Annotated in this window: 19 protein-coding genes, 1 tRNA gene and 1 pseudogene; 8 read left to right on the top strand and 13 right to left on the bottom strand. The window is 67.3% G+C overall.

The window, feature by feature from the left end:
- Positions 1-8 precede the first annotated feature (8 nt).
- From eno to HF877_RS12605, 6 genes and pseudogenes are all read right to left on the bottom strand, one after another.
- Positions 9-1,295, bottom strand: a complete 1,287-nt coding sequence (gene eno, locus HF877_RS12630; RefSeq protein WP_169621521.1) for a phosphopyruvate hydratase — start codon at positions 1,293-1,295, stop codon at positions 9-11.
- Between the two features lie 139 nt (positions 1,296-1,434).
- Positions 1,435-2,196 carry a lytic murein transglycosylase gene (locus HF877_RS12625; protein ID WP_169621520.1) on the bottom strand — a complete coding sequence of 254 codons (762 nt, stop codon included), beginning with the start codon at positions 2,194-2,196 and terminating at the stop codon, positions 1,435-1,437.
- Positions 2,197-2,243: 47 nt separating this feature from the next.
- Positions 2,244-2,438: a sugar transferase gene (locus HF877_RS12620; protein ID WP_206038763.1), complete on the bottom strand. Its 195-nt coding sequence runs from the start codon at positions 2,436-2,438 to the stop codon at positions 2,244-2,246.
- Between the two features lie 236 nt (positions 2,439-2,674).
- Positions 2,675-4,441: an EAL domain-containing protein gene (locus tag HF877_RS12615; protein ID WP_169621704.1), complete on the bottom strand. Its 1,767-nt coding sequence runs from the start codon at positions 4,439-4,441 to the stop codon at positions 2,675-2,677.
- A 125-nt stretch (positions 4,442-4,566) separates the two neighbouring features.
- Complete coding sequence (locus HF877_RS12610) at positions 4,567-4,992, bottom strand: hypothetical protein (protein ID WP_169621519.1); 426 nt, start codon at positions 4,990-4,992, stop codon at positions 4,567-4,569.
- A pseudogene (locus HF877_RS12605) lies at positions 4,989-5,452 on the bottom strand (GyrI-like domain-containing protein). Before HF877_RS12605 ends, HF877_RS12610 begins: the two are co-directional and overlap by 4 nt.
- Positions 5,453-5,765: 313 nt before the next feature.
- Here HF877_RS12605 and HF877_RS12600 point away from each other — a divergent pair.
- Complete coding sequence (locus HF877_RS12600) at positions 5,766-6,872, top strand: methyltransferase domain-containing protein (RefSeq protein ID WP_169621518.1); 1,107 nt, start codon at positions 5,766-5,768, stop codon at positions 6,870-6,872.
- Positions 6,873-6,891: 19 nt separating this feature from the next.
- Here the strand turns inward: HF877_RS12600 and HF877_RS12595 are convergent, their stop codons facing one another.
- From HF877_RS12595 to HF877_RS12570, 6 genes are all read right to left on the bottom strand, one after another.
- Positions 6,892-7,536, bottom strand: a complete 645-nt coding sequence (locus HF877_RS12595) for a MazG family protein (RefSeq protein ID WP_169621703.1) — start codon at positions 7,534-7,536, stop codon at positions 6,892-6,894.
- An 8-nt stretch (positions 7,537-7,544) separates the two neighbouring features.
- A complete protein-coding gene (mfd, locus tag HF877_RS12590; protein WP_169621517.1) occupies positions 7,545-11,198 on the bottom strand; it encodes a transcription-repair coupling factor in 3,654 nt (1,217 codons plus the stop codon).
- A gap of 102 nt (positions 11,199-11,300) precedes the next feature.
- Positions 11,301-11,882, bottom strand: coding sequence for a PIN domain-containing protein (locus HF877_RS12585; protein ID WP_169621516.1), 582 nt, complete (start codon positions 11,880-11,882; stop codon positions 11,301-11,303).
- A gap of 20 nt (positions 11,883-11,902) precedes the next feature.
- Positions 11,903-12,232 carry a helix-turn-helix domain-containing protein gene (locus tag HF877_RS12580; RefSeq protein WP_169621515.1) on the bottom strand — a complete coding sequence of 110 codons (330 nt, stop codon included), beginning with the start codon at positions 12,230-12,232 and terminating at the stop codon, positions 11,903-11,905.
- Positions 12,233-12,316: 84 nt separating this feature from the next.
- Positions 12,317-12,958 (bottom strand): ScbR family autoregulator-binding transcription factor, encoded by a 642-nt coding sequence (locus HF877_RS12575; RefSeq protein ID WP_169621514.1) that lies wholly within the window; start codon positions 12,956-12,958, stop codon positions 12,317-12,319.
- Between the two features lie 113 nt (positions 12,959-13,071).
- Positions 13,072-13,677, bottom strand: coding sequence for a TetR/AcrR family transcriptional regulator (locus HF877_RS12570; RefSeq protein WP_169621513.1), 606 nt, complete (start codon positions 13,675-13,677; stop codon positions 13,072-13,074).
- 236 nt (positions 13,678-13,913) lie between these two features.
- On the opposite strand from HF877_RS12570, the gene HF877_RS12565 reads away from it, so the two are divergent.
- The 6 genes from HF877_RS12565 to HF877_RS12540 all read left to right on the top strand — a co-directional run bounded on the left by HF877_RS12565 (position 13,914) and on the right by HF877_RS12540 (position 19,067).
- Positions 13,914-13,985: transfer RNA gene (locus tag HF877_RS12565), tRNA-Gln, on the top strand.
- Positions 13,986-14,068: 83 nt separating this feature from the next.
- Positions 14,069-15,544 (top strand): bifunctional UDP-N-acetylglucosamine diphosphorylase/glucosamine-1-phosphate N-acetyltransferase GlmU, encoded by a 1,476-nt coding sequence (glmU, locus tag HF877_RS12560; RefSeq protein ID WP_169621512.1) that lies wholly within the window; start codon positions 14,069-14,071, stop codon positions 15,542-15,544.
- Positions 15,541-16,518, top strand: coding sequence for a ribose-phosphate diphosphokinase (locus tag HF877_RS12555; protein ID WP_169621511.1), 978 nt, complete (start codon positions 15,541-15,543; stop codon positions 16,516-16,518). Before glmU ends, HF877_RS12555 begins: the two co-directional genes overlap by 4 nt.
- A 56-nt stretch (positions 16,519-16,574) precedes the next feature.
- Positions 16,575-17,204, top strand: coding sequence for a DUF2461 domain-containing protein (locus HF877_RS12550; RefSeq protein ID WP_169621510.1), 630 nt, complete (start codon positions 16,575-16,577; stop codon positions 17,202-17,204).
- A gap of 155 nt (positions 17,205-17,359) precedes the next feature.
- Positions 17,360-18,043 carry a hypothetical protein gene (locus tag HF877_RS12545; protein WP_169621509.1) on the top strand — a complete coding sequence of 228 codons (684 nt, stop codon included), beginning with the start codon at positions 17,360-17,362 and terminating at the stop codon, positions 18,041-18,043.
- A gap of 52 nt (positions 18,044-18,095) precedes the next feature.
- On the top strand, positions 18,096-19,067 hold the full coding sequence (locus HF877_RS12540; RefSeq protein WP_169621508.1) for a calcium/sodium antiporter: 972 nt from the start codon (positions 18,096-18,098) through the stop codon (positions 19,065-19,067).
- Positions 19,068-19,071: 4 nt separating this feature from the next.
- Here the strand turns inward: HF877_RS12540 and HF877_RS12535 are convergent, their stop codons facing one another.
- Positions 19,072-20,193 (bottom strand): hypothetical protein, encoded by a 1,122-nt coding sequence (locus HF877_RS12535; RefSeq protein WP_169621507.1) that lies wholly within the window; start codon positions 20,191-20,193, stop codon positions 19,072-19,074.
- A 152-nt stretch (positions 20,194-20,345) separates the two neighbouring features.
- Between HF877_RS12535 and HF877_RS12530 the strand changes: the two genes are divergently transcribed.
- A complete protein-coding gene (locus HF877_RS12530) occupies positions 20,346-21,314 on the top strand; it encodes a TIGR03557 family F420-dependent LLM class oxidoreductase (RefSeq protein WP_169621506.1) in 969 nt (322 codons plus the stop codon).
- Positions 21,315-21,360 lie beyond the last annotated feature (46 nt).

Genomic DNA, 21,360 nt, shown 5'->3' with positions numbered 1-21,360 from the left:
ACCGGATTTCAGCCCTCGAGGTTGAACCGCGGGAAGGCGACTTCGCCCGCGTAACGGGCAGCGTCCCCGAGGGACTCCTCGATGCGCAGCAGCTGGTTGTACTTCGCCACGCGCTCGGACCGTGCCGGTGCACCGGTCTTGATCTGGCCGCTGCCGACCGCAACTGCGAGGTCGGCGATGGTGGTGTCCTCGGTCTCGCCGGAACGGTGGCTCATCATCGTCTTGTACCCGTTGCGGTGCGCGAGATCCACGGCATCGAGAGTCTCGGTGAGAGTGCCGATCTGGTTCACCTTCACGAGCAGCGCGTTGGCGGCACCCTTGACGATGCCTTCTTCGAGCCGCTCGGGGTTGGTGACGAAGAGGTCGTCGCCGACGAGCTGCAGCTTGCCGCCGAGCTTGTCGGTGAGCGCGACCCAGCCGTCCCAGTCGTCCTCGCTGAGCGGATCCTCGACGGAGACGAGCGGGTACGCGGCGAGCAGTTCGGCGTAGAAATCAGCCATCTCGTCGGCGGTGCGGTTCTTGCCCTCGAACGCGTAGCCGGTGCCCTCGGTGTAGAACTCGGTGGCGGCGACGTCCAGTGCCAGAGCGACATCGGTGCCGAGCTTGAGACCGGTCTTCGCGACGGCCTCGCTGATCAGGTCGAGCGCTTCCTTGGTGCCTGCGACGTCCGGCGCGAAACCGCCCTCGTCGCCGAGCCCGGTGGCCAGCCCCCTGCTCTTGAGCACGGACTTGAGCGAGTGGTACACCTCCGCACCCCAGCGCAGCGATTCCTTGAACGTGGGCGCGCCGATCGGAGCGACCATGAACTCCTGGACGTCGACTCCGGTGTCGGCGTGTGCGCCACCGTTGAGGATGTTCATCATCGGCACGGGCAGGATGTGCGCGTTCGGGCCGCCGAGGTAACGGAACAGCTCGAGGCCCGCAGATTCGGCACCGGCCTTGGCAACGGCGAGCGACGCTCCGAGAAGTGCGTTGGCGCCGAGACGACCCTTGTCGGGCGTGCCGTCGGCATCGAGAAGCGCCTGGTCGACGGTGCGCTGTTCGGTTGCGTCGAGTCCGATGATCGCCGGAGCGATCTCTTCGAGGACCGATTCGACGGCCTTCTCGACACCCTTGCCTCCGTAACGGTCGCCACCGTCACGCAGTTCGACGGCTTCGTGCTCACCTGTGGAGGCCCCGGAGGGTACCGCAGCGCGGGCGAAACTTCCGTCCTCGAGCAGCACCTCGACCTCGACCGTCGGGTTGCCCCGGGAGTCGAGGATTTCGCGGGCTCCTACCTGCTCAATGATGGCCACTGGCTGATTCTCCTTCGATGGACTTCACGCTGCGGTGTCTGCACGCTGGGGACAGCCTAACCGGCGCGACCAGGGTGTGAGGCACAGGCGCGCGTCTGGGACGCGGCCGCGACCCGCCTGGACCGTGCTCGACGGTCTGCTACGGACGTACGCCCACACCGTACGCAGCCGCGCGGTCGCGTACGAGCGTCATGTACTCCCCCGAAAGGTTGTAGGCCATCAGAGCCCGCGTCCACCCTTCCGCACTGTCGAGATCGCCGCCGCGCTCGCACAGGTAGCGTCCCGCGCTGAGAGCGGCGTCGTCGATGTTGTCCGGGTCCGCCACGCCGTCCCCGTTGGCGTCCACACCCCACCGCTCCCATGTCTCGGGGATGAACTGCATCGGGCCCATGGCCCGGTCCAGCAGTGGGTCGCCGTCGAGCCTGCCGCCGTCGGTGTCGCGGATTTCGGCGAGGCCGGGGCTTCCGTCGAGCGGCACACCGCGGATCTCGGGTGTCGCGGTGCCGTCGGGGGCGAGGGACGCGCCGCCGTGCCGCCCGTGCCGGCTCTCGACGCTGCCGATCCCGGCGAGGGTCGTCCAGGCCAGGCCGCACTCGGGCCGCGTCGCGGCCAGCACCGCTGCGGCGTGTCCGTACGCTTCGAGCGCCACCACCGGGATGTCGAGCGCGTCGGCCTGCGGTTGCGCCCACTCCCTCAGCAGTCCCGCGGTGCGCCCGGGACCTGCGAAGTCGATGGACGGAACTTCCGTACCACGCGCGGGCGGCACTCCGTCCGGGACGGCGATCCGGGGCTCCTGCGGCACGGTGAGGCTGACACCCACGGCAAGGAGGACGACCACCCCGAAGATGCCGAAGAGAGCGAACGGCCAGGGGGAACGACGTCGGCGCGGGGCTTGGTACACACCTCCATCCTCCACACGTCGGATCGGACGGCGCGCGATCGGCGCCGTCAGTAGGCGCCGTCCCTGCGCAGGACTGCGCCGACGGTACGACGGAGGATCGACAGATCCATGGTGAAACTCCAGTTCTCCACGTACCGGAGGTCGGCGCGGACGGACTCCTCCCGGGAGAGGTCGCTGCGTGATGCGCGGATCGTCGTGCGCCTTGAACAGCACGCCGGCTCCCGCATCGAGTTCGAGAACATCGTGCAGTCGCTGTTCCGCGCCCGGCACCATGCTCCGGAACGTGTACATCGTGAACCGCGCTCCGCGGGTCTGCCGATACAGCACCCGTTCCGGGACGGGTCTGCTCGTCTCGATCCGGTCCCGTGCCGGCTTCCTGTGACGCGCTTTCCTTCGGTGAGCCGCTTCGGCCGTAGTCGCCTCGGCCCCGGCGGTGCCCGTCGGAACAACGCGCAACAACAAACCATTTGTTTCCAGGTCACCGGGCCCGGAACCCACCGCTCCCCCGCCCCGTCGCCCAGGGCAGGTCGATGTACCCGGCCCTCACCATGCCCTCCACCACCTCGGACGGCTTCGGAGCGCTGAGCAGAAAGCCTTGTCCCCGTCTGCATCCCAGCTCGAGGAGATAGGGCACCGCCCCCTCCGCCTCGATACCTTCGGCCACGAGGTCCAGACCGAACGACGTCGCGAGCCCGGCGATGGAATTGACGATGACCCGGTCACCTTCGCTGCGATGAAGATTCTGGACGAAGCCCTTGTCGATCTTGAGCGTGTCCACCGGCAGCGACTTGAGGTGACCGAGCGAGCTGTATCCGGTGCCGAAGTCGTCGATCGCGATCCGGACTCCCCGCCGTTCGAGCCGCGAGAGGGTCGCCCTGGTTCGCCGCAGGTCGCCGACCACGACGTTCTCGGTGATTTCGAGACAGACCTCGGCACCCCTCAGTCCGTGACGCCGCAGCATCGACGCGACCGACTCGTCGAACCCCACGGTCACCAGCTGGACCGGTGAGACGTTGATGCCCATCACCAGATGGAGACCGGGGATCTTCTTCTTCCACGACGCGAGCTGGGCACACGCCGTCTCCATCACCCACCTGCCCAGTTCTGCTGCAAGATTGGTCGATTCGGCGACGTCGATGAATTCGGCGGGCGCAAGCGTGCCGAGAACCGGATGGTTCCAGCGCACAAGTGCCTCCACCCCGAGGATCGCTCCCGACCGCAGATCCACCTCCGGTTGATACTCGAGGATCAAATGGTCGTCGTCGATCGAGGCCCGCAGATCGAGTTCGATGCGGGTCCGTCGCTCGCCTTCGTGGTTCATGTCCTCCGTGAAGAAGCCGACGCTGTTGCCGCCCTGCACCTTCACCGCCATCATCGCCTGGTCGGCGCGACCGAGCAGCGCCACCGAGGAGATCTCCCCCGGCTCACCGAGCGCGATGCCGAGACTGACTCCTCGTCCCACCAATTGGCCGTCGAGCGAAACGGATTCGCCCACCACCCGCTGGATCTGCGCTGCTCGCTCCCACGCGTCGGCCGGTGTGGCCGGGCCTGCCAGGACGACGACGAACTCGTCGCCACCGAGCCGGGCCACCACGTCGACCGGGCGGTTGACCTGCATCAGCCGCTCTCCGATCCTGCACAGGTATGTGTCGGCGGCACGATGCCCGAGGAAATCGTTGAGCGCTTTGAGGCGGTCGAGGTCCAGAAACAGCACCGCCACCGGTCCCGGGTTCCCGGGTCGCAGCCGTTCGTCGAGGTATTCGAGCAACGCCCGTCGACTGGCCAGACCCGTCAACGAGTCGTGATATGCGGCGTACCGTAGTTCTCCCTCGGCCCGAACACGTGCTTGCACCTGCGCGAACAAGGCCGCGATGAGGCGAAGCGACTCCATCTCGTCTTCGGTCCAGGCGCGGTCCCGCGCGCCCACCAGACCAAGGGTTCCGGTGGTGATGTCTCCCCAGAGCAGTGGCACCGCGGCAATCGATTGTCCCGGCGCCGCCAACACCCGGGGATCCTTCGAGTTTTCGGAGTCGGCCATGATCGGACCCGCATCGCGGAACTGCAGGACCGCGGAAGAGTCCGGACCGGGGCTGTGCGCCTGCGGGGGCCATTCGGCGACGAGCACGGTGGCCGCGAGGTCGTGATCGTTGTACCTGAGGTAGCAGGCGTCGACCTCGAAGTGGTCGGCGAGGAGCTCGAGAACCCGGTCGAACACTTCGCGGTGCGTGGCCACGTCGGCCGGCATGAGAAGTGCCGCCACCCGGGTGACCAGGCTTTCGAGAGTCGAGGACGAGCGGACCACGCCTTCTCCCTTCGATCGCACTCACGCATGAGCTCACAGTGCCGTATCGACAAGCGGGCGAAGGCCCTTCATTCCAGGGAGATATACAGTTCCATTTCGCCGGCCGCGGGAAGATATGCGACCTCCTCGCGGAATGCCCGTGCGATGTCGCCCTCCTTTTCGGCGATATCCACCTGGGTCCACACGTCTTCCCACGGATCCGTGCTCGACCCGTCCGGCGTGAAGCGTGCGGCGTACTTGTCGGTCACGCGGATCAGCGAGTCACCCACCGCGAGACTGCCGATGTCGTCGCAGCGATATCCGGCCACCACCGTCCATCCGACCTCCGGGTGGGAGACGTAGACGACGGTGACGTCGCGTAGACCTCGTTCGCGGAGCCGCTCCAGCGTGAAGGCCAGCAGATCGTCGCCGGGACGCCCGGACCCCGGCTCGATCCCGGGCACCACCAGACCACCGACCGCGTATCCGGGCACCTTGACGATGGTGAAGGTCATTGCTGCGCAACCGATGTGGAATCCTCGATCGATATGTACAGCTCGATGCGATAGGCGTGTGGGTAGCACTCGAAATCGCCTGTGAACGCTCGCACGATGTCGCGGCGCCCCTCAGCCCTCCAGATCTGCCGCCACAGTTCACTGAACACGTCGGGAAAGTGACTCCCACCGCGGAGAACTTCGCATACAGACCGGACGGGAGCCTGGACACGACATGCCCGGGCCGGACCTCCTCGAGTGTCCGGCAGCAGTACCCCACGGTTTGGGTGTAGTACGAACCGATGTCTTCCGCGTGATCGGTGTAGGTCGACGCCAGGGGCCCGCCGGCGTCCTGCTTCAACACTGCGGACCAGGCGCGCTCGAGGTGTGGGTCTCTCAGTTTTCCCAACGCGCGGCGCGGACTCCGCACCGGCAAGCCTGCTACCAAAGTTTCTTCACGCTCGACAATGCAGAACGCCATCGGGCAATCCCCCTCCAAGCCACTTACGTAGGCACCCACCCCGCGCTTGCCCGACCCGCACGCGTAATGGGAATTGTTTCGAGACTAAAGGCAACACCCACACCTTTCACGATAGCCATAAACAAACCTATGGTATGTTTTAGCTAGGTTTTCAATCTTTCGGTCATTAATTCATCGCCACACACGTTATGCAGGTCGGCGCTGACGCAAAACGAGGAGGACGAAGTCCCATGGAAGAACCCCCGGCGCCCGCCCGGAGCAGGCATGCCCCGGTGCCGTCGGGCGCCGACCCCCGCGGGGCCGGACTCGCGCGGTGACGGGGTGCCGCGCATGCGGTCATCCGGATCTCGATCCCGCCCTCGACCTCGGCCGCGTGCCACTGCCCGGCCGATTCCCCGTTCGGGAGACTCCCGTTCGCTCCGACGAAGTGCGCAGCCGCCTGGCGATGCTGCTCTGCCGCGCGTGCGGGCTTGCCCAACTGGGCTGTGACGCCGGTCCGGACACACACCGCACTGCGGTCGCACCCGAATACCGCAACGTCGACCACGCTGTCCGGATCATCCGCAAGGCGGGCCTGCTCTCCGGGGGGACCATCTCCGAATTCGGATCACCGAAAGGCGAGCGATGGCTTCCACGCTTGCAGCCCTTCGGTTTTCGATCTCCCCGACACGGTGAGCCCGCGTCGGTCGTGGTGGACTCCTTCGCCCTCGAGCGAGAACTCGATCAGCGCCGCGCTCTCCGGGAGCGGGCGGCTGCGCTGACTCCCGACGGCACACTTCTCCTGGAATTCCGTTCCCTGTCCGCGGTCATCGCCCAACGGCGCTGGGATGCCCTGCAGTACGGACGTTTCGTGTACTACACGGTGACGACACTGCGTCGCGCCCTCGAGGATGCAGGACTGCTTCTCTGGAACGCGTGGCCGATCGGACCCACCGCGGACGTGATACTCGCGGCAGCGGTCTGCGAGGGCACCCTGTACCCGGAACCGTTCGTCCGCCGGCGACTCGCCGCCGAACGCGAGGAGGGCATCACCACCGTTCGTACGGTTCGAGTGCTCCAAGCCGCCGCCGACCGTGACGCTGCCGCACTCCACAGCTGGCTCCGGCAGATGGCCCTCCGGCATCGAACCGTAACAGCCTATGGAGCAACGGCTTCGACCGTCACTTTGTTCGCGCGCGCCCACGTGAGCAGGACCCTCGTCTCCGCCGTCGCCGACGGCACACCGGGCCACCACGGCCGCCGGATGCCCGGCACCGACGTACCCATCGTGGCGCCCGATCTGATGGTGTCTGCGGCACCCGACCACATACTGGTGACGGCGCCGCGGGAGCTGGCCGAATTGCGCTCGCGCTACCCGGAACTCGGCGACAGGTGGACGTTGCCGCCCCGCGGGACGGACGAGTTGCGCCGGGACCGTTGAGAACTCGCCGGGACGCCGGTCAGCCTCTCCAGTGACGCTTCCATGTTTCGGCGTCGTGCGGCCCGGCTCCCGCCGACCGCTCGGCCGTCCGGATCGCATCGGCGAACCGCAGCACGACGCCTCGCAACGCCGCCTCGGTGTCACCCGAATCGTCGATCCGGACCGTTCTCAGCTCGTCGGGTATCAGCTCGTCGGGGAATCCGGCGCGTCGCGCGCGTTCGAGCACCTTGTCGACCAGCGCCAGGCTCGGCTGTGCCATGGCGATCCCGTCGAGGCACGACTCGCGGGCCTTCTCAGCTCTCTTCGCGACCTCCCACGCGGCTTCCTGCTCCGCGACATCCAGCGGCCCGGTATGGCCGTTGGACAAGTGAGGGCTGCGCGCCGCGAGCTTGGCAACGAGCGTCGCGGCGACGTCGTCGACTGTGAAAGCTCCGGACTCCTCGGCGATCCGTGAATGGAAGAGCACCTGCAGCAGCAGGTCGCCGAGTTCCTCCCGTAGGGAATCCGGGTCACCGGACTCGATCGCGTCGAGCACCTCGTAGGTCTCTTCGACGAGATACCGGCGCAGCGACTCGTGGGTCTGGGTGACCTCCCATCCCCCGAACGCCCACAGCCGGTCCATCACCTCCGCTGCTTCGCGCAGCATGTCACCCGGCCCGGTCATCTCCGTACTCACACGCCCACCGATACCGGGGCGCTGATGTCCACCGAGCCCTGGGGCTTTCCGTCCATCGCGAGGAGGAAGTCCGCGATGAACTGGAGCAGTTCGACGTCGCGGACACGATCCGAACCGATACCGCCCGTGCGCGGGATCGGCAACTGCACGGTGCCGCTCGTCGGCCGGTACTGCGCGGACGGGTACAGCCGCTTGAGCCGCATCTGCTTCGAGTCCGGCAATTCGAGCGAACCGATCTTGAGTTGCGAGCCGACCACGGTGACCTCGTCGAGGCCGTACTCCCGGCACAGCAGGCGCAGCTTCGCGACCGACACGAGCCTCCGGACCTCCTCCGGCATCGGGCCGTACCGATCGACGAGTTCGTCGATGACCGTGTCGATGGCGTTGTCGTCGTTCGCGGCAGCGAGTTTCCGGTATGCCTCGAGACGGAGCCGGTCGGAGGTGACGTAATCGGACGGGATGTGCGCGTCGACGGGCAGGTCGATGCGTACCTCCTTGGGCGCTTCGTCCGTCGAGATCGGGCGGCCGTCGGCAGCAGCGCGGAATGCCTCGACAGCCTCACCCACCAGCCGCACGTAGAGATCGAATCCGACCCCCGCGACATGACCCGATTGTTCGGCGCCGAGCACATTGCCCGCGCCGCGGATTTCGAGGTCCTTCATCGCCACGGCCATGCCCGCACCGAGATCGGAGTTCTGGGAGATCGTCGCGAGCCGGTCGTACGCAGTCTCCGTGAGCGGCTTCTCCTGCGGATAGAGGAAATACGCGTACCCACGTTCGCGCGACCGCCCGACACGACCGCGCAACTGGTGCAGCTGCGACAGCCCGAGCGAATCCGCTCGCTCGACGATGAGTGTGTTGGCGTTCGGGATGTCCAGGCCCGTCTCGACGATCGTCGTGCACACGAGTACGTCGAAGTCACGTTCCCAGAAGCCCTGCACGGTCTTTTCCAGAGTGTCCTCGTTCATCTGCCCGTGCGCGACCGCCACGCGCGCCTCGGGGACGAGATCGCGGATCTTCTTGGCGGCCTTGTCGATCGAGCTGACGCGGTTGTGGACGTAGAACACCTGGCCGTCGCGCAGCAGTTCGCGCCGGATCGCAGCGGCCACCTGCTTGTCGTTGTAACCACCCACGTAGGTCAGAATCGGGTGCCGTTCCTCCGGCGGAGTGAGGATCGTCGACATCTCGCGGATGCCGGCCATGCTCATCTCGAGCGTGCGCGGAATCGGCGTGGCGGACATGGTCAGGACGTCGACGTGGGTGCGCAGCGCCTTGATGTGCTCCTTGTGCTCGACGCCGAACCGCTGTTCCTCGTCGACCACGACGAGGCCGAGGTCCTTCCAGCGGATACCCGTCTGCAGCAAGCGATGTGTGCCGACGACGATGTCGACGGTGCCGTCCTCCATGCCCGCGAGGGTCTCGCGGGATTCGGCGGCGTCGGTGAACCGGCTCAGCCCCTTCACCACGACCGGGAAGGCCGCCATCCGTTCGGTGAAGGTCTGCAGATGCTGCTGGGCAAGCAGGGTCGTCGGCACGAGCACCGCGACCTGCTTGCCGTCCTGGACGGCCTTGAACGCAGCCCGGACCGCTATTTCGGTCTTGCCGTACCCCACGTCGCCGATGACCACCCGGTCCATCGGTACGGGCTTCTCCATGTCGCTTTTGACCTCGGAGATCACCGTGAGCTGATCCTGGGTCTCGGTGAAGGGGAACGCGTCCTCCATCTCCTTCTGCCAGGGAGTGTCCGGGCCGAAGGCGTGGCCGGGCGAGGCCTGCCGTGCCGCGTACAACCGCACCAGCTCACCCGCGATCTCACGGACAGCCTTGCGCGCCTTACGTTTCGTGTTCGCCCAGTCCGAGCCACCGAGCTTGCTGATCGACGGGAGTTCCCCGCCCACATAGCGCGAGAGCTGATCGAGCGATTCCATCGGCACGAAAAGGCGGTCGCCCGGCTGGCCACGCTTGCTCGGCGCGTACTCGATCACCAGGTACTCGCGACGGGCTCCGCCGATGGTGCGTTCGACCATCTCGACGAACCGGCCGATGCCGTGCTGGTCGTGGACCACGTAGTCGCCCGCGGTCAGCGCCAGAGGATCGACCTGGTTGCGGCGCTTGACCGGCGTCTTACGCGCCTCCGTCACCACCCGGTTGCCGGTGAGGTCGGCCTCGGTCACGAGGACCAGTCCCGGCACCACGTTGTCGCCGTTGCCGGTGAGGACGAGACCCTCGTGCAGCGCACCGCGGAGGACGCCGACCTGTCCCCGCACCGGTTCCGCGCCGGGTTCGAGTTCGGCCGCGGGGACCTCGTTCTCCTTCAGCCGCTCGAGCACGCGTTGACCCGTGCCGGTGCCGGCCACCACGATCGCGGCACGTCCGCCGGTGGTGACGTGGGCGCGCAGGTTCGCGAACAGCATCGACAGCAGTTCCTCGGAACCGCGGATCTCGGGTGCCGACTGCACCGCGAGGACGGTCTCGGTATCCGCACCCGACTCGAGCTGGCTCAGCGACCACCACGGTGTGCCCTGGGCCTGCGCAGCTTCGCGCACCTGTCGCAGGGACCTGTATGCCGACGCCGCGAGGTCGAGTGTGTTCCCGTCGACCCCGTTGATGTTCGACGTGTCCAGCGGCGCGGCCCCGCCGATCGACGCAGCGGTCCACGACGCCTCGAGGAATTCCTGGCCGGTGCGCACCAGGTCGGTTGCGCGGGTGCGCACCTTCTCCGGATCGCACAGCAGGACGTGGGTGCCGCGCGGGACGACGTCGGTGAGCAGCTGGAGTTCTCCCGGCTGCAGCACGGGCAGCAGCGCTTCCATGCCCTCGACCGGGATTCCGCCGGCCATCTTCTCGAACATCTCGGCGAGCGCGGCGTCGGCCGGGTTTTCCGCGGCGAGTTTCGCGGCGCGCTCCTTGACCGCGTCGGTGAGCAGAAGCTCCCGGCACGGCGGTGCGATGAGGGTCGTGATCTCCAGTTCGGGGATGGAACGCTGGTCGGCAACCGAGAACGGCCGCAGTTCCGTGACCTCGTCGCCCCAGAATTCGATGCGCACGGGATGGTCCGCTGTGGGCGGGAACACATCGAGGATGCCACCGCGCACCGCGAATTCTCCGCGCTTGCCCACCATGTCGACGCGTGTGTACGCGAGTTCGGCGAGCCGCGCGACGAGCTCGTCGAAGTCGTGCTCGGAACCGAGACGCAGCGTGATGGGCTCGATTTCTCCGAGTCCGGGCGCCATGGGCTGCACCAGGGAACGCACGGTGGCGACGACGATCCGCAGCTCCGGGCCGAGATCCCGATCGTCCGGGCGCGCGAGCCGACGCAGCACCTCGAGTCGCCGGCCCACCGTGTCGGCGCTCGGCGACAGACGCTCGTGCGGCAGGGTCTCCCAGGACGGGAACTGCGCGACGCTGTCCCCGACCATCTGAGCGAGTTCGGCCGTCAGGTCGTCGGCCTCGCGGCCGGTCGCGGTGACCACGAGTACCGGGGTCTTCTCCGCGAGGGCTGCGGCAACGAAGGGGCGAACCGCGGACGGCGCGACCAGCGACTGCTCGGCAGTGCCGACCAGTTCACCGATCCTCTGGAACTGGGAGTCCGACAGCGCGATCCGCGCCAATCCGGACAAGGGGGTGGCGACCGGGGGCACAGCAGACAAGGAAAGCGCTCCTGAGTTTGAGACGAGAACCTTATCGAGTCTATGCCTCGCGCGGGATCTGCGTCAGGACCGAGCGGGCAACAGGGATCACCCTCGGCACGCTCACGTCGCTGCCGCGTAGCCGCGGAGCAGATCGGCACTGTTGTCGCCCAGCGCCGAACGTGCCCACACTGCGAGCCGCACCAGCAGATCCGCGTCGCTCGGATTCGCCTCGGTTCCCGGCTCGAGCCACCGCCGGCGCACCATCCGCAGCAGCGACCGCTGTGCCCGCGCGGGGTCGGCGTCGAGCGCGAATGTGACGAACGCGTCGCGGGTCCACGCTTCGACGCCGGATCGTTCGAGTGCCCGCGCGGTCACAGCGTCGGCAGTGACCACGGCGTCCGCATGACAGAGCAGCGCCACGGAGGTGACGTGCGTTTCTCTCGGGTCGATCACGTACGGCACTTCACGCAGGACCGGGGTGGGCCAGGTCACCCGCGCGTCCGGGAACGCGCGGTCGAGTTCGGCGAACAGGTAGTCGCGGGTAGGTCGGGCGAGGTGTTCCGGCAGCCGGTGATCGGCCTCCGCGATGATGCCGTCGCTCCAATACGGCTGGTACAAACCGTCTTCCGCGAAAGCGAGTGCGACATCCCGGACCCGCGCGTTCGCCAGGACCGTCGCGTCGAGGACGACTCGGATCGGCACCGCTCTCCCTTCGTCGGGCGTCAGAACTTCTCGTACATGCCTTCGCGGCGGGTGAGATCGGCGAGGTTGTCGAGCACCTCGGTGCGGATCCTGGTGTGGCGTTCGCCGAGCGCGAGGACCTCGGTCCGGGGCACCCGGCGATGCAGGCCGTGGAATTCCGCGGGTAGCGCGCCGGTGTCCACCAAACGGGCGGCGTAGCGCCGCGAGCATCCGAGGACGTCGGCGACCTGCGCGATGGTCAGCAATGCGGGCACCAGCCCGATCGTGACGGCAGTGTCCGGGCCGAGCTCGTCGAGCAGACGTGCCAGTTCTCCCGGCGCCTGGCGCGCATCGAACGGTCCGAACGTCACGGCGGCGATGCTGTCAGCACGACGGAGGGAATGCAACGACCATCCGGGCCGGCCGGAGCCGTGGACGCACTGCGGCCACCGCGTTCAGGACTGCAACCGCAGTCTGCGGGCCGCGAACTGGCGGAAGTACTCGAGTTTGCTCGGCGGAACCACCGACGGCAGCAGCAGGCTCCACATCGCCTCGATCCGCTCGGTCAGATGCTTGGTGCCGCTCATCGCCGCTCCCACGGTGCGCGCACCGATACCGGCTTCCATCAGCAGCAACGCGAACGCGTCGGTGTCGACGTGCTCGGCCAGGTCGCCTTCGTCGCCTGCGCGCCTGGTGAGTTCCTTCAACTCTTCGAGCCAGACGTCGAAGGGGCGTTCTTCCGCACCGCGGTAGTCGCCGATTTCGACGAGCAGGCGGAACATCGCGCGGACCACCGGATCGGTTTCGGCGAGGTCGACGTTCAGCACCGACAGTTCGATGGCTGCTTCCAGCGCCGGCGCGCGCCGGTCGGTCTTCACGGCAGTTTCCGCGGCCATCCGGGCGTACCCGGCGTCGATCACGCCGCGAGCGAGTTCTTCCTTGGAACCGAAGTGGAAGTACAGGGCGCCTTTGGTGACACCCGCCTCTTCGATGATCTCGTTCAGGCTCGCGTTGGCGTAGCCTTCCCGCACGAATACCTCGGCGGCTCCTCGTAGTACCGCCTCGCGCGTCACTTCAGCGCGTACCTGCCGTCCCACAGAGACCCCGATTCTTCGTTCGCCACTGGGCGTCGGTCGTGCACTCCTGTGAAGACCACCGTAACACCGATTATCCTGTTCCCAATGCGTTGCAGCGCCTCGAAACAGAACGACTACGTGCCGAGATGCTCGTTTCCGAGCGCCGGGTCTGCTTCGAGACGGGTCAGCCCGTTCCAGCACAGGTTGACGAGGTGCGCTGCGACAACTTCCTTCGACGGCGTCCGTTCGTCCAGCCACCAGGTCGCCGTCGTGGCGACCATCCCTACCAGGGCCTGCGCGTACAGAGGCGCGAGTTCCGGATTGAGTCCTCTCCGGGAGAAGTCGCCGGCGAGCAACTGGCCGACCTGGCGCATCGCCTCGTTGAGGAGACTCGAGTAGGTGCCTTCCTCCGCGGCGACCGGCGAGTCACGCACGAGGATGCGGAACCCGTCGGTGCGCTCCTCGATATAGGTGAGGAGCGCGAGGGCAGCACGCTCGACCCGCACTCGTGAGCGGTTCCGGGTCAGGCTCTCGGTCACCATCGACATCAGCACCGTCATCTCGCGGTCCACCACCACCGCGTAGAGCCCTTCCTTACCTCCGAAGTGCTCGTACACGACAGGCTTGGACACCTGGGCCCGCTGCGCGATCTCTTCGATCGACGCGCCGTCGTAACCACGTTCGGCGAACAAAGCGCGTCCGATCTCGATGAGTTGCTCGCGCCGCTGCGTTCCGGTCATCCGGATCCGGGGCGCGCGCTCGGTGCTTTTCCGACTGGCCTGCTCCGTACGGTCCTGCGACGATCGTGACACGGTTCGTCCTTTCCGACGCACCACGTCGGGGCATCACTCGGGGTCGGTCGCCGCCCAGACTATCGACAACGAGCAGATCACCCCCCACGTTCGACGCCGCGCGCCTCCCGTGCGAGGATCAGGGACGCATGCCCGGAGTGCGCCGCGCGCCGGGGGTGTGGCAGTCCGCCGTGGTGTAATCGGCAGCACCTCTGATTTTGGTTCAGATAGTTCAGGTTCGAGTCCTGGCGGCGGAGCGGGGACCGTTTTCGGGGAGCCGTCGCGCTCCCGTGCGCACGCGGCAATTCCGTGCGTATGCAGACCTTGTCGAGGGAGCTACATGCAGGTGCAGACCGCGATCATTGTCCTGGCAGCCGGAGCAGGAACCCGGATGCGGTCGAAGACCCCGAAGGTTCTGCACAGTCTCGGCGGGCGCTCGATGCTCGCTCATTCCCTTCGGGCGGCGAGCGCACTGGAGCCCGGACACCTCGTCACCGTGATCGGGCACGAACGCGACCGGGTCGGCGCCGCGGTGGCCGAGTTCGCCGAGGACACGGGTCACGAGGTGCGCATCGCGGTGCAGGAAGAGCAGCGCGGAACCGGCCATGCCGTCGCATGCGGACTCGCCGAACTGCCCTCCGACTTCGCCGGGACAGTGCTGGTCACCGCCGCCGACGTACCTCTGCTCTCGCCCGAGACGCTGCGCGAGTTGCTCGAGACGCACACGGAACCGGATTCCGCCGCGGTCACGGTCCTCACGACTACGGTGCCCGACCCCACCGGCTACGGACGCATCGTGCGGACCACCGACGGTGACGTCGCGGCGATCGTCGAAGAGAAAGACGCCACCCTCCGCCAGCGGGCCATCGTCGAGGTGAACACCGGCGTGTACGCGTTCGACGCGGCCCGTCTGCGGTCGGCGCTCGGCAGTCTCGACACCGACAACGCCCAGGGCGAGCTGTACCTCACCGACGTCGTCGAGATCGCACACCGTGAGGGGCTCGCGGTCCGCGGACTGCACACCGAGGACTCGGTCCAGGTCGCCGGAGTGAACGACCGGGTCCAGCTCGCAGCGCTGACCGCCGAGCTGAACCGCCGGGTGCTCACGCAGTGGATGCGCGACGGCGTGACCGTCGTCGATCCGGCGTCCACCTGGGTCGACATCGACGTCGTGCTCGGCACGGATGTCACCCTCCATCCCGGTGTCCAGCTGCACGGCCGCACCGTGGTCGCCGAGGACGCGGTCATCGGACCGGACACGACACTGACCGACGTGCAGGTAGGTGCCGGCGCGTCTGTCATCCGTACCCACGGGACCGGCTCGGTGATCGGCGCCGGGGCGACCGTGGGACCGTTCACCTACCTGCGTCCGGGCACCGAACTGGGCGCGAACGGCAAGCTCGGCGCATTCGTCGAGACGAAGAACGCCCAGATCGGTTCCCATTCCAAGGTGCCGCACCTGACGTACGTCGGGGATGCGGAGATCGGCGAGCACTCCAACATCGGCGCGTCGAGTGTGTTCGTCAACTACGACGGCGTCGAGAAGTACCGCACCGTGGTCGGATCCCATGTACGGACCGGCTCGGACACCATGTTCGTGGCCCCGGTGACGGTGGGTGACGGTGCCTACACCGGTGCCGGAACGGTGCTCCGTCGCGACGTCCCACCGGGGGCGCTGGCAGTGTCGGGCGCGCCACAGCGCAATATTGACGGGTGGGTCCAGCGAAACCGCGCCGGAACCGCCGCTGCCGAGGCAGCATCGAGAGCACAGCAGCAGCACGACCACGATCGGCAAAAGGACGGCCAGGACCAGTGACCAATTGGATCGACAACCAGAAGAACTTGATGCTCTTCGCCGGCCGGGCGCATCCCGAGCTGGCCGAGCAGGTCGCCAAGGAACTGGGTGTACCTCTCACCCCGCAGACGGCACGTGACTTCGCCAACGGCGAGATCTTCGTCCGGTTCGACGAGTCGGTGCGAGGCTCCGACGCGTTCGTGCTCCAGAGCCACCCGTTCCCGCTCAACCAGTGGGTCATGGAACAGCTCATCATGATCGACGCCCTCAAGCGCGGTTCCGCGAAGCGCATCACCGCGATCCTGCCCTTCTACCCGTACGCGCGGCAGGACAAGAAGCACCGCGGACGTGAGCCCATCTCGGCTCGCCTGATCGCGGATCTGCTCAAGACCGCGGGTGCGGACCGCATCATTACCGTCGACCTGCACACCGACCAGATCCAGGGCTTCTTCGACGGCCCCGTCGATCACATGCATGCGCAGGGTCAGCTGGCGGAGTACATCCGTGGCAAGTACGGCGTCGACAACATCGCGGTCGTCTCCCCCGACTCCGGTCGTGTCCGGGTCGCCGAGAAGTGGGCCGACACCCTCGGCGGCGCACCGCTCGCGTTCATCCACAAGACCCGCGACCCGCTCGTCCCGAACCAGGTCAAGTCGAACCGTGTGGTCGGTGACGTGGAGGGTCGTACCTGCATCCTGATCGACGACATGATCGACACCGGTGGCACCATCGCCGGAGCGGTTCGCGTCCTCAAGGAGGCCGGTGCCGGCGACGTCATCATCGCCGCGACCCACGGTGTGCTCTCCGACCCGGCCGCCGAGCGCCTCGCGGCGTGCGGTGCCAAGGAAGTCATCGTCACCAACACGCTGCCCATCCCGCCGGAGAAGCAGTTCGACTCGCTGACCGTGCTGACGATCGCGCCGCTGCTGGCACAGACCATCCGCGAGGTGTTCGAGAACGGTTCGGTGACTTCGCTGTTCAACGGCGTCGCCTAGAAACTGCACCACGAGGTGGTGACTCCCGGGCCGCACGGACCGAAAGGCGCTCCTCGATGTTCACCGGTTTCCCGACCGCGGCTCTCGACTTCTACGAGGATCTCGAGGCCGACAACAGCAAACCGTTCTGGGCCGCGCACAAGGCCGTCTACGACGACTGCGTGCGCGGCCCGATGCTTGCTCTGCTCGCCGATCTCGAGCAGGAATTCGGGCCGGGCAAGGTGTTCCGGCCGTACCGGGACGTCCGGTTCAGCAACGACAAGACCCCGTACAAGACCCATCAGGGTGGCTTCGTCGCGACCGGTCCGGGTGTCGGCTACTACGTCCAGATCGACGCGGCGGGCCTGACGGTGGCCGGTGGGTTCTATTCGGGGACGCCCGCACAGGTCGCGGCGTACCGCGCAGCCGTCGACGACGAACGACGTGGAACCGAACTCGGCAAGATTCTCCGGCGACTGCGGCGCGGCGGGTACGAGATCGGTGGTTCGACGTTGAAGACGCGACCGCGCGGTGTCGACCCCGATCATCCGCGTCTCGACCTGCTGCGGCACCGGTCACTGAACGCCGGTCGCAGCGACGTCTCTCCTCCGTGGATCGACAGCACGCGCACCCTCGACGAGGTCCGCAACTCCTGGCGCGCGTTCCGGCCGTTGGTGGAGTGGCTGACCTCGGCGACCGCTTCGTGACCTGCAGACCACCCGGTATGGAATTGCAGTGTGCCGCAATGGTTTGCCTCTAAACCTGGAGCGTGATGATCTTCGTCACTTCCGGTCGGCTCCGTCGCAGGTCACGCCGGACCGGGGTGCCGCACCGGTGGGGCCCTGACCTAAAGTTGCTCCTCGTGATCGACGCGCAGACTCTCGAGGCCCCCACCGAAAACGCGACAATCCGAACCTCGCGACGGTGGTCTCCCGGGGCGTGCGTCTGGTGTGGCGGCACCGATTCGGTCGAGGAATACCGCAACGAACCCCGATGCGCGACTTGCCGACACCACGAAGCGGTGATCGAGGAAGCCCGTCGTTTCATGGGCATGTACGGTCTGCGTCCTATCGGAGGAACGCTCCAGTCGGATGACGACGAGGAATACGAGCATCGCGTCGGTGCCCGCGATTCCCGTCGCGTACTCAACGAGATCCGGCTCGAACACCAGCCCGATCCCGAGCTTGTCAGGAAGGCGCTGCGCCCACGTGCGGCCGCCGTCGTCGCCGAGGGCAAGCCTGCCACCAAGCGCGCCTCCGCTTCCTCGTCGTCCTCTTCCACCGCCGGCAGCGCCCGTCCCTCGTCGTCGTCGGCGAAGGCCCCGGCACCGGTGAAAAGCGGTGCGGTCGATATCGACGAGATTCAGACTCGCGCTCTCGCGTTGCTCGACCAGCTCACGTCGATCGACGCGCAACTCGCGCGCGTCGCCGAGCAGAGCGGTCTCGCCGCCCGAGCACGTCGCAGTGATCTCGAGAAGCAGAAGGCCACCGTCCTGCGCACTCTCGCCGCGCTGGAGAAGGCTCGCCTGAGCGCGACGTCGAAGTAACCCGAGTGCGGACAGGAAGCCACCCGCCCGTCTGCGCGTTACCCTTCGACCGATGAATTCTGTCCTCGGTCTCGTCACCGGCCTGGTCGTTCTCGTGGTCGGGGCCGAGGTGCTGGTGCGCGGTGGTTCGCGACTCGCAGCCCGGCTCGGCATCACTCCGATCGTGATCGGGGTGACTGTCGTGGCCCTCGGCACGAGCGCACCCGAACTGGCGGTGGGAATCGAATCCGCCGCAACGGGAAACGCGGGTCTCGCGCTCGGCACCATCGTCGGCACCAACATCGTCAACCTGCTGCTGATCTTGGGACTCAGTGCGCTCGTCCGCACGATCCACCTGGGCACACAGACGCTCCGCATCGACCTTCCTGCCATCACCGCGGCCGCGCTCCTGTTGTGGGCGACGTCCGCGGACGGCCTGATCTCACCGCTCGAAGGTGCCGGTCTCATCGCGTTCGGACTGCTGTATACCGTTCTCGTTATCCGCGCCGGCCGAGCCGAAGCCGCCGCCGTCCGTCTGGAATACGCCGACGAGTTCTCCCCCGACCCCGTCCCCTGGCGACTCGGCGCGACCCTCACCGAGGTGGCGATGCTGCTCGGCGGGATCGCTATCGTCGTACTCGGTGCGGACATCCTCGTCGACGCCGCGGTCGCGTCCGCGCAGGCCCTCGGCGTCTCGGACACGGTGATCGGGTTGACCGTCGTCGCGATCGGTACGTCCGCACCGGAACTGGTGACCACGATCGTGTCCACGATTCGCAACGAGCGCGACATCGCGATCGGCAACCTTCTCGGTTCCAGCGTCTACAACATCGTGTTCATCCTGGGCGCGACCGTGCTGGCGACCCCCGGGGGGGTGACGGTGCCCGACGAGATCGTCCGAGTCGACCTGCCGCTGATGGCTGCGGTCGCATTTCTGTGCATCCCTGCGTTTCTCACGGGCCGGCGGCTGTCGCGCGCCGAGGGTGCGCTGTTCATCGCGACCTACGGCGTCTATCTCACGTTCCTGCTCACGACCCGCACGTGACCGGTCACGTCAGCGCGAGGTCGGCGAGTTCCGCTACCAACGGCGCCAGACGACTGCAGTCGGTGCCGGCACTGGACACGGCGACCGTCGGTACGGTGCGCCCGCCCGTGCGCGCGGCCACCCGGTCGGTGTCGACGGCGTCCTCCACCGGTGTGGCTGCCGTGCACAGGTCGCCGTCGCGCCGGAGGACGATGCTGCGGCCCGCCACGGATGTCCCCTCGCGGTCCGGGCCCGCAACCGGTGCCCCCTCGGGTTCGAGCCCGAACCGCACGCTCCAGGTCTGGGCACCACCGCCGGGCAACAGCACCGAGTAGTCGCAGCGGTACGGGTCGGCGTCCACCGACCACTGGATGAGATTCTCGGGTGCGAACAATCCGACGACCTCGCACGGGTCGGCAGCGGCGAGACGGATCCTTCCCGGACCTCTCGTGGGGCGGGCCGGGAGTGCCCGGAGTCCGTCGACGGCAACATCGTGTGTCTCGTCGGCCGCCTCGCACGCGGTGCCGGTCTCCGGAACGACACCGGGCCGGAAGTGCTCGACCACGTGCACCGCCGCGGTCCGCACCGGCGGATCACCGTCGACGAAGGCGGTGACGGGCAGGTCGAGCGCGAACCACCGGGTGCACTCGGCGGTGGAGTCACCGACAACTCGAAGACGCTCGATCTCGGCGCCGCCGAATCGGACGGCCCGATCCTCCTCACCACGGGGCGGCGCCGACAGATCCAGAGTGATCGACAGATCGCGTTGCCGGTCCCCCGGCCGGCGCACGACGGCGGTGCACGTATCGAAACCTTTCTCCGGCCCGAACCTGCGTAGTTCGCCGTATTTCCCGACAACCGCTTCGGGCATCAGCGCACACGGGTCCAGGCGACGGAGGCGCTCGGCGAGTTCGAGCGCCACCTTGTCCGCGGCGGAGACCGGCTGGCTGTAGGTGTTGGGTTCGATGCGATCCGGCTCGCGGGGAGGTGGCACCGGAGAGGTACCGGCAACCACGGTCGCGCACGCCGCGAGCACGAAACACAGCACGGACGCGACGGTGACGGCAACCGCCGTCGTCGCTCTCCGACGATGCACCTCACCCTGCACACCGGCCCCCGAACCCCGAACGAATGGTCCGCGGATCATCCCACGACATCTCCTACCGGCGCCCCGCAACGGCGACCTGCACGAGACGGGGCATGGGAGACGTGCCCGCGCGCTGGTTGTCTCACACCGTTTCCCGGCCTGCCGCTCGGGTACTCGGTGAGTCCTCCGATCCGTTCCTACGAGGAGTGCGCATGAAGTTCGGGTACAAACTCGCCGCCGAAGCCTTCGGTCCCGCCGAACTGGTACGGCAAGCAGTCGCCGCGGAAGCCGCGGGCTTCGATTTCGTCGAGATCAGCGACCACTACCATCCGTGGCTCGACGTGCAGGGGCATTCGCCGTTCGCCTGGTCGGTGCTCGGCGCGATCGCAGCACGCACCGACACCGTCGGGCTCGCCACCGGCGTGACGTGCCCGACCATCCGGTACCACCCGGCGATCATCGCGCAGGCAGCCGCGACGGTCTCTCTGTTGTCCGACGGCCGGTTCAGTCTCGGCGTGGGTTCGGGTGAACGTCTCAACGAGCATGTCGTGGGCCTGGAGTACCCGTCCATCCGGCATCGTCAGGTGATGTTCCGGGAGTCGCTGGAGATCATCCGGCTGCTGTGGTCGGGCGGCTATCACAGCTACGACGGTGAGTACCTCCAGCTCGACGAGGCACGCGTCTTCGACCTCCCGGAGGTGTTGCCCGACATCGTCGTCGCCGCGGGCGGACCCGACGCTGCACGCCTGGCCGCCGAGTACGGGGACGGGCTCTTCACGACCGAACCGTCGTCCGAGCTGGTCGAGACGTATCGGAGCGCCGGCGGAACCGGGCCACGCTACGCGGAGATGTCGGTGGCGTGGGCACCGAATGCGGACGACGCCGCGGATGCGGCGCTGCGCACCAACCGGTGGGGTGTCACAGGATGGAAGGTGATGAGCGAACTTCCCAATCCGGTGAACTTCGCCGCGGCGACCGAGACGGTGCGTCGCGAAGACATGCTCGAGAACTTCGTGTGCGGCAGTGAGCCCGAGGCCTACCTCGACCTCGCACGCACTCACGCCGACGCCGGCTACGACCATCTCGTGTTCATGAATGCCGGACCCGACCCCGACGGCTTCCTCTCGTTTTTCCGCACCGAACTCCTCGAATCGCTGCGCGCCCTCCCGGCATCCGGCTGATCGTCACGATTCACCGGGTCTTCACCACATCCGACCAGGTAGTCTT

It is taken from the genome of Rhodococcus sp. BL-253-APC-6A1W (assembly GCF_012843405.1).
Classification (GTDB): Bacteria; Actinomycetota; Actinomycetes; order Mycobacteriales; family Mycobacteriaceae; genus Rhodococcus.
This window is presented reverse-complemented; position numbering and strand designations above follow the sequence as displayed.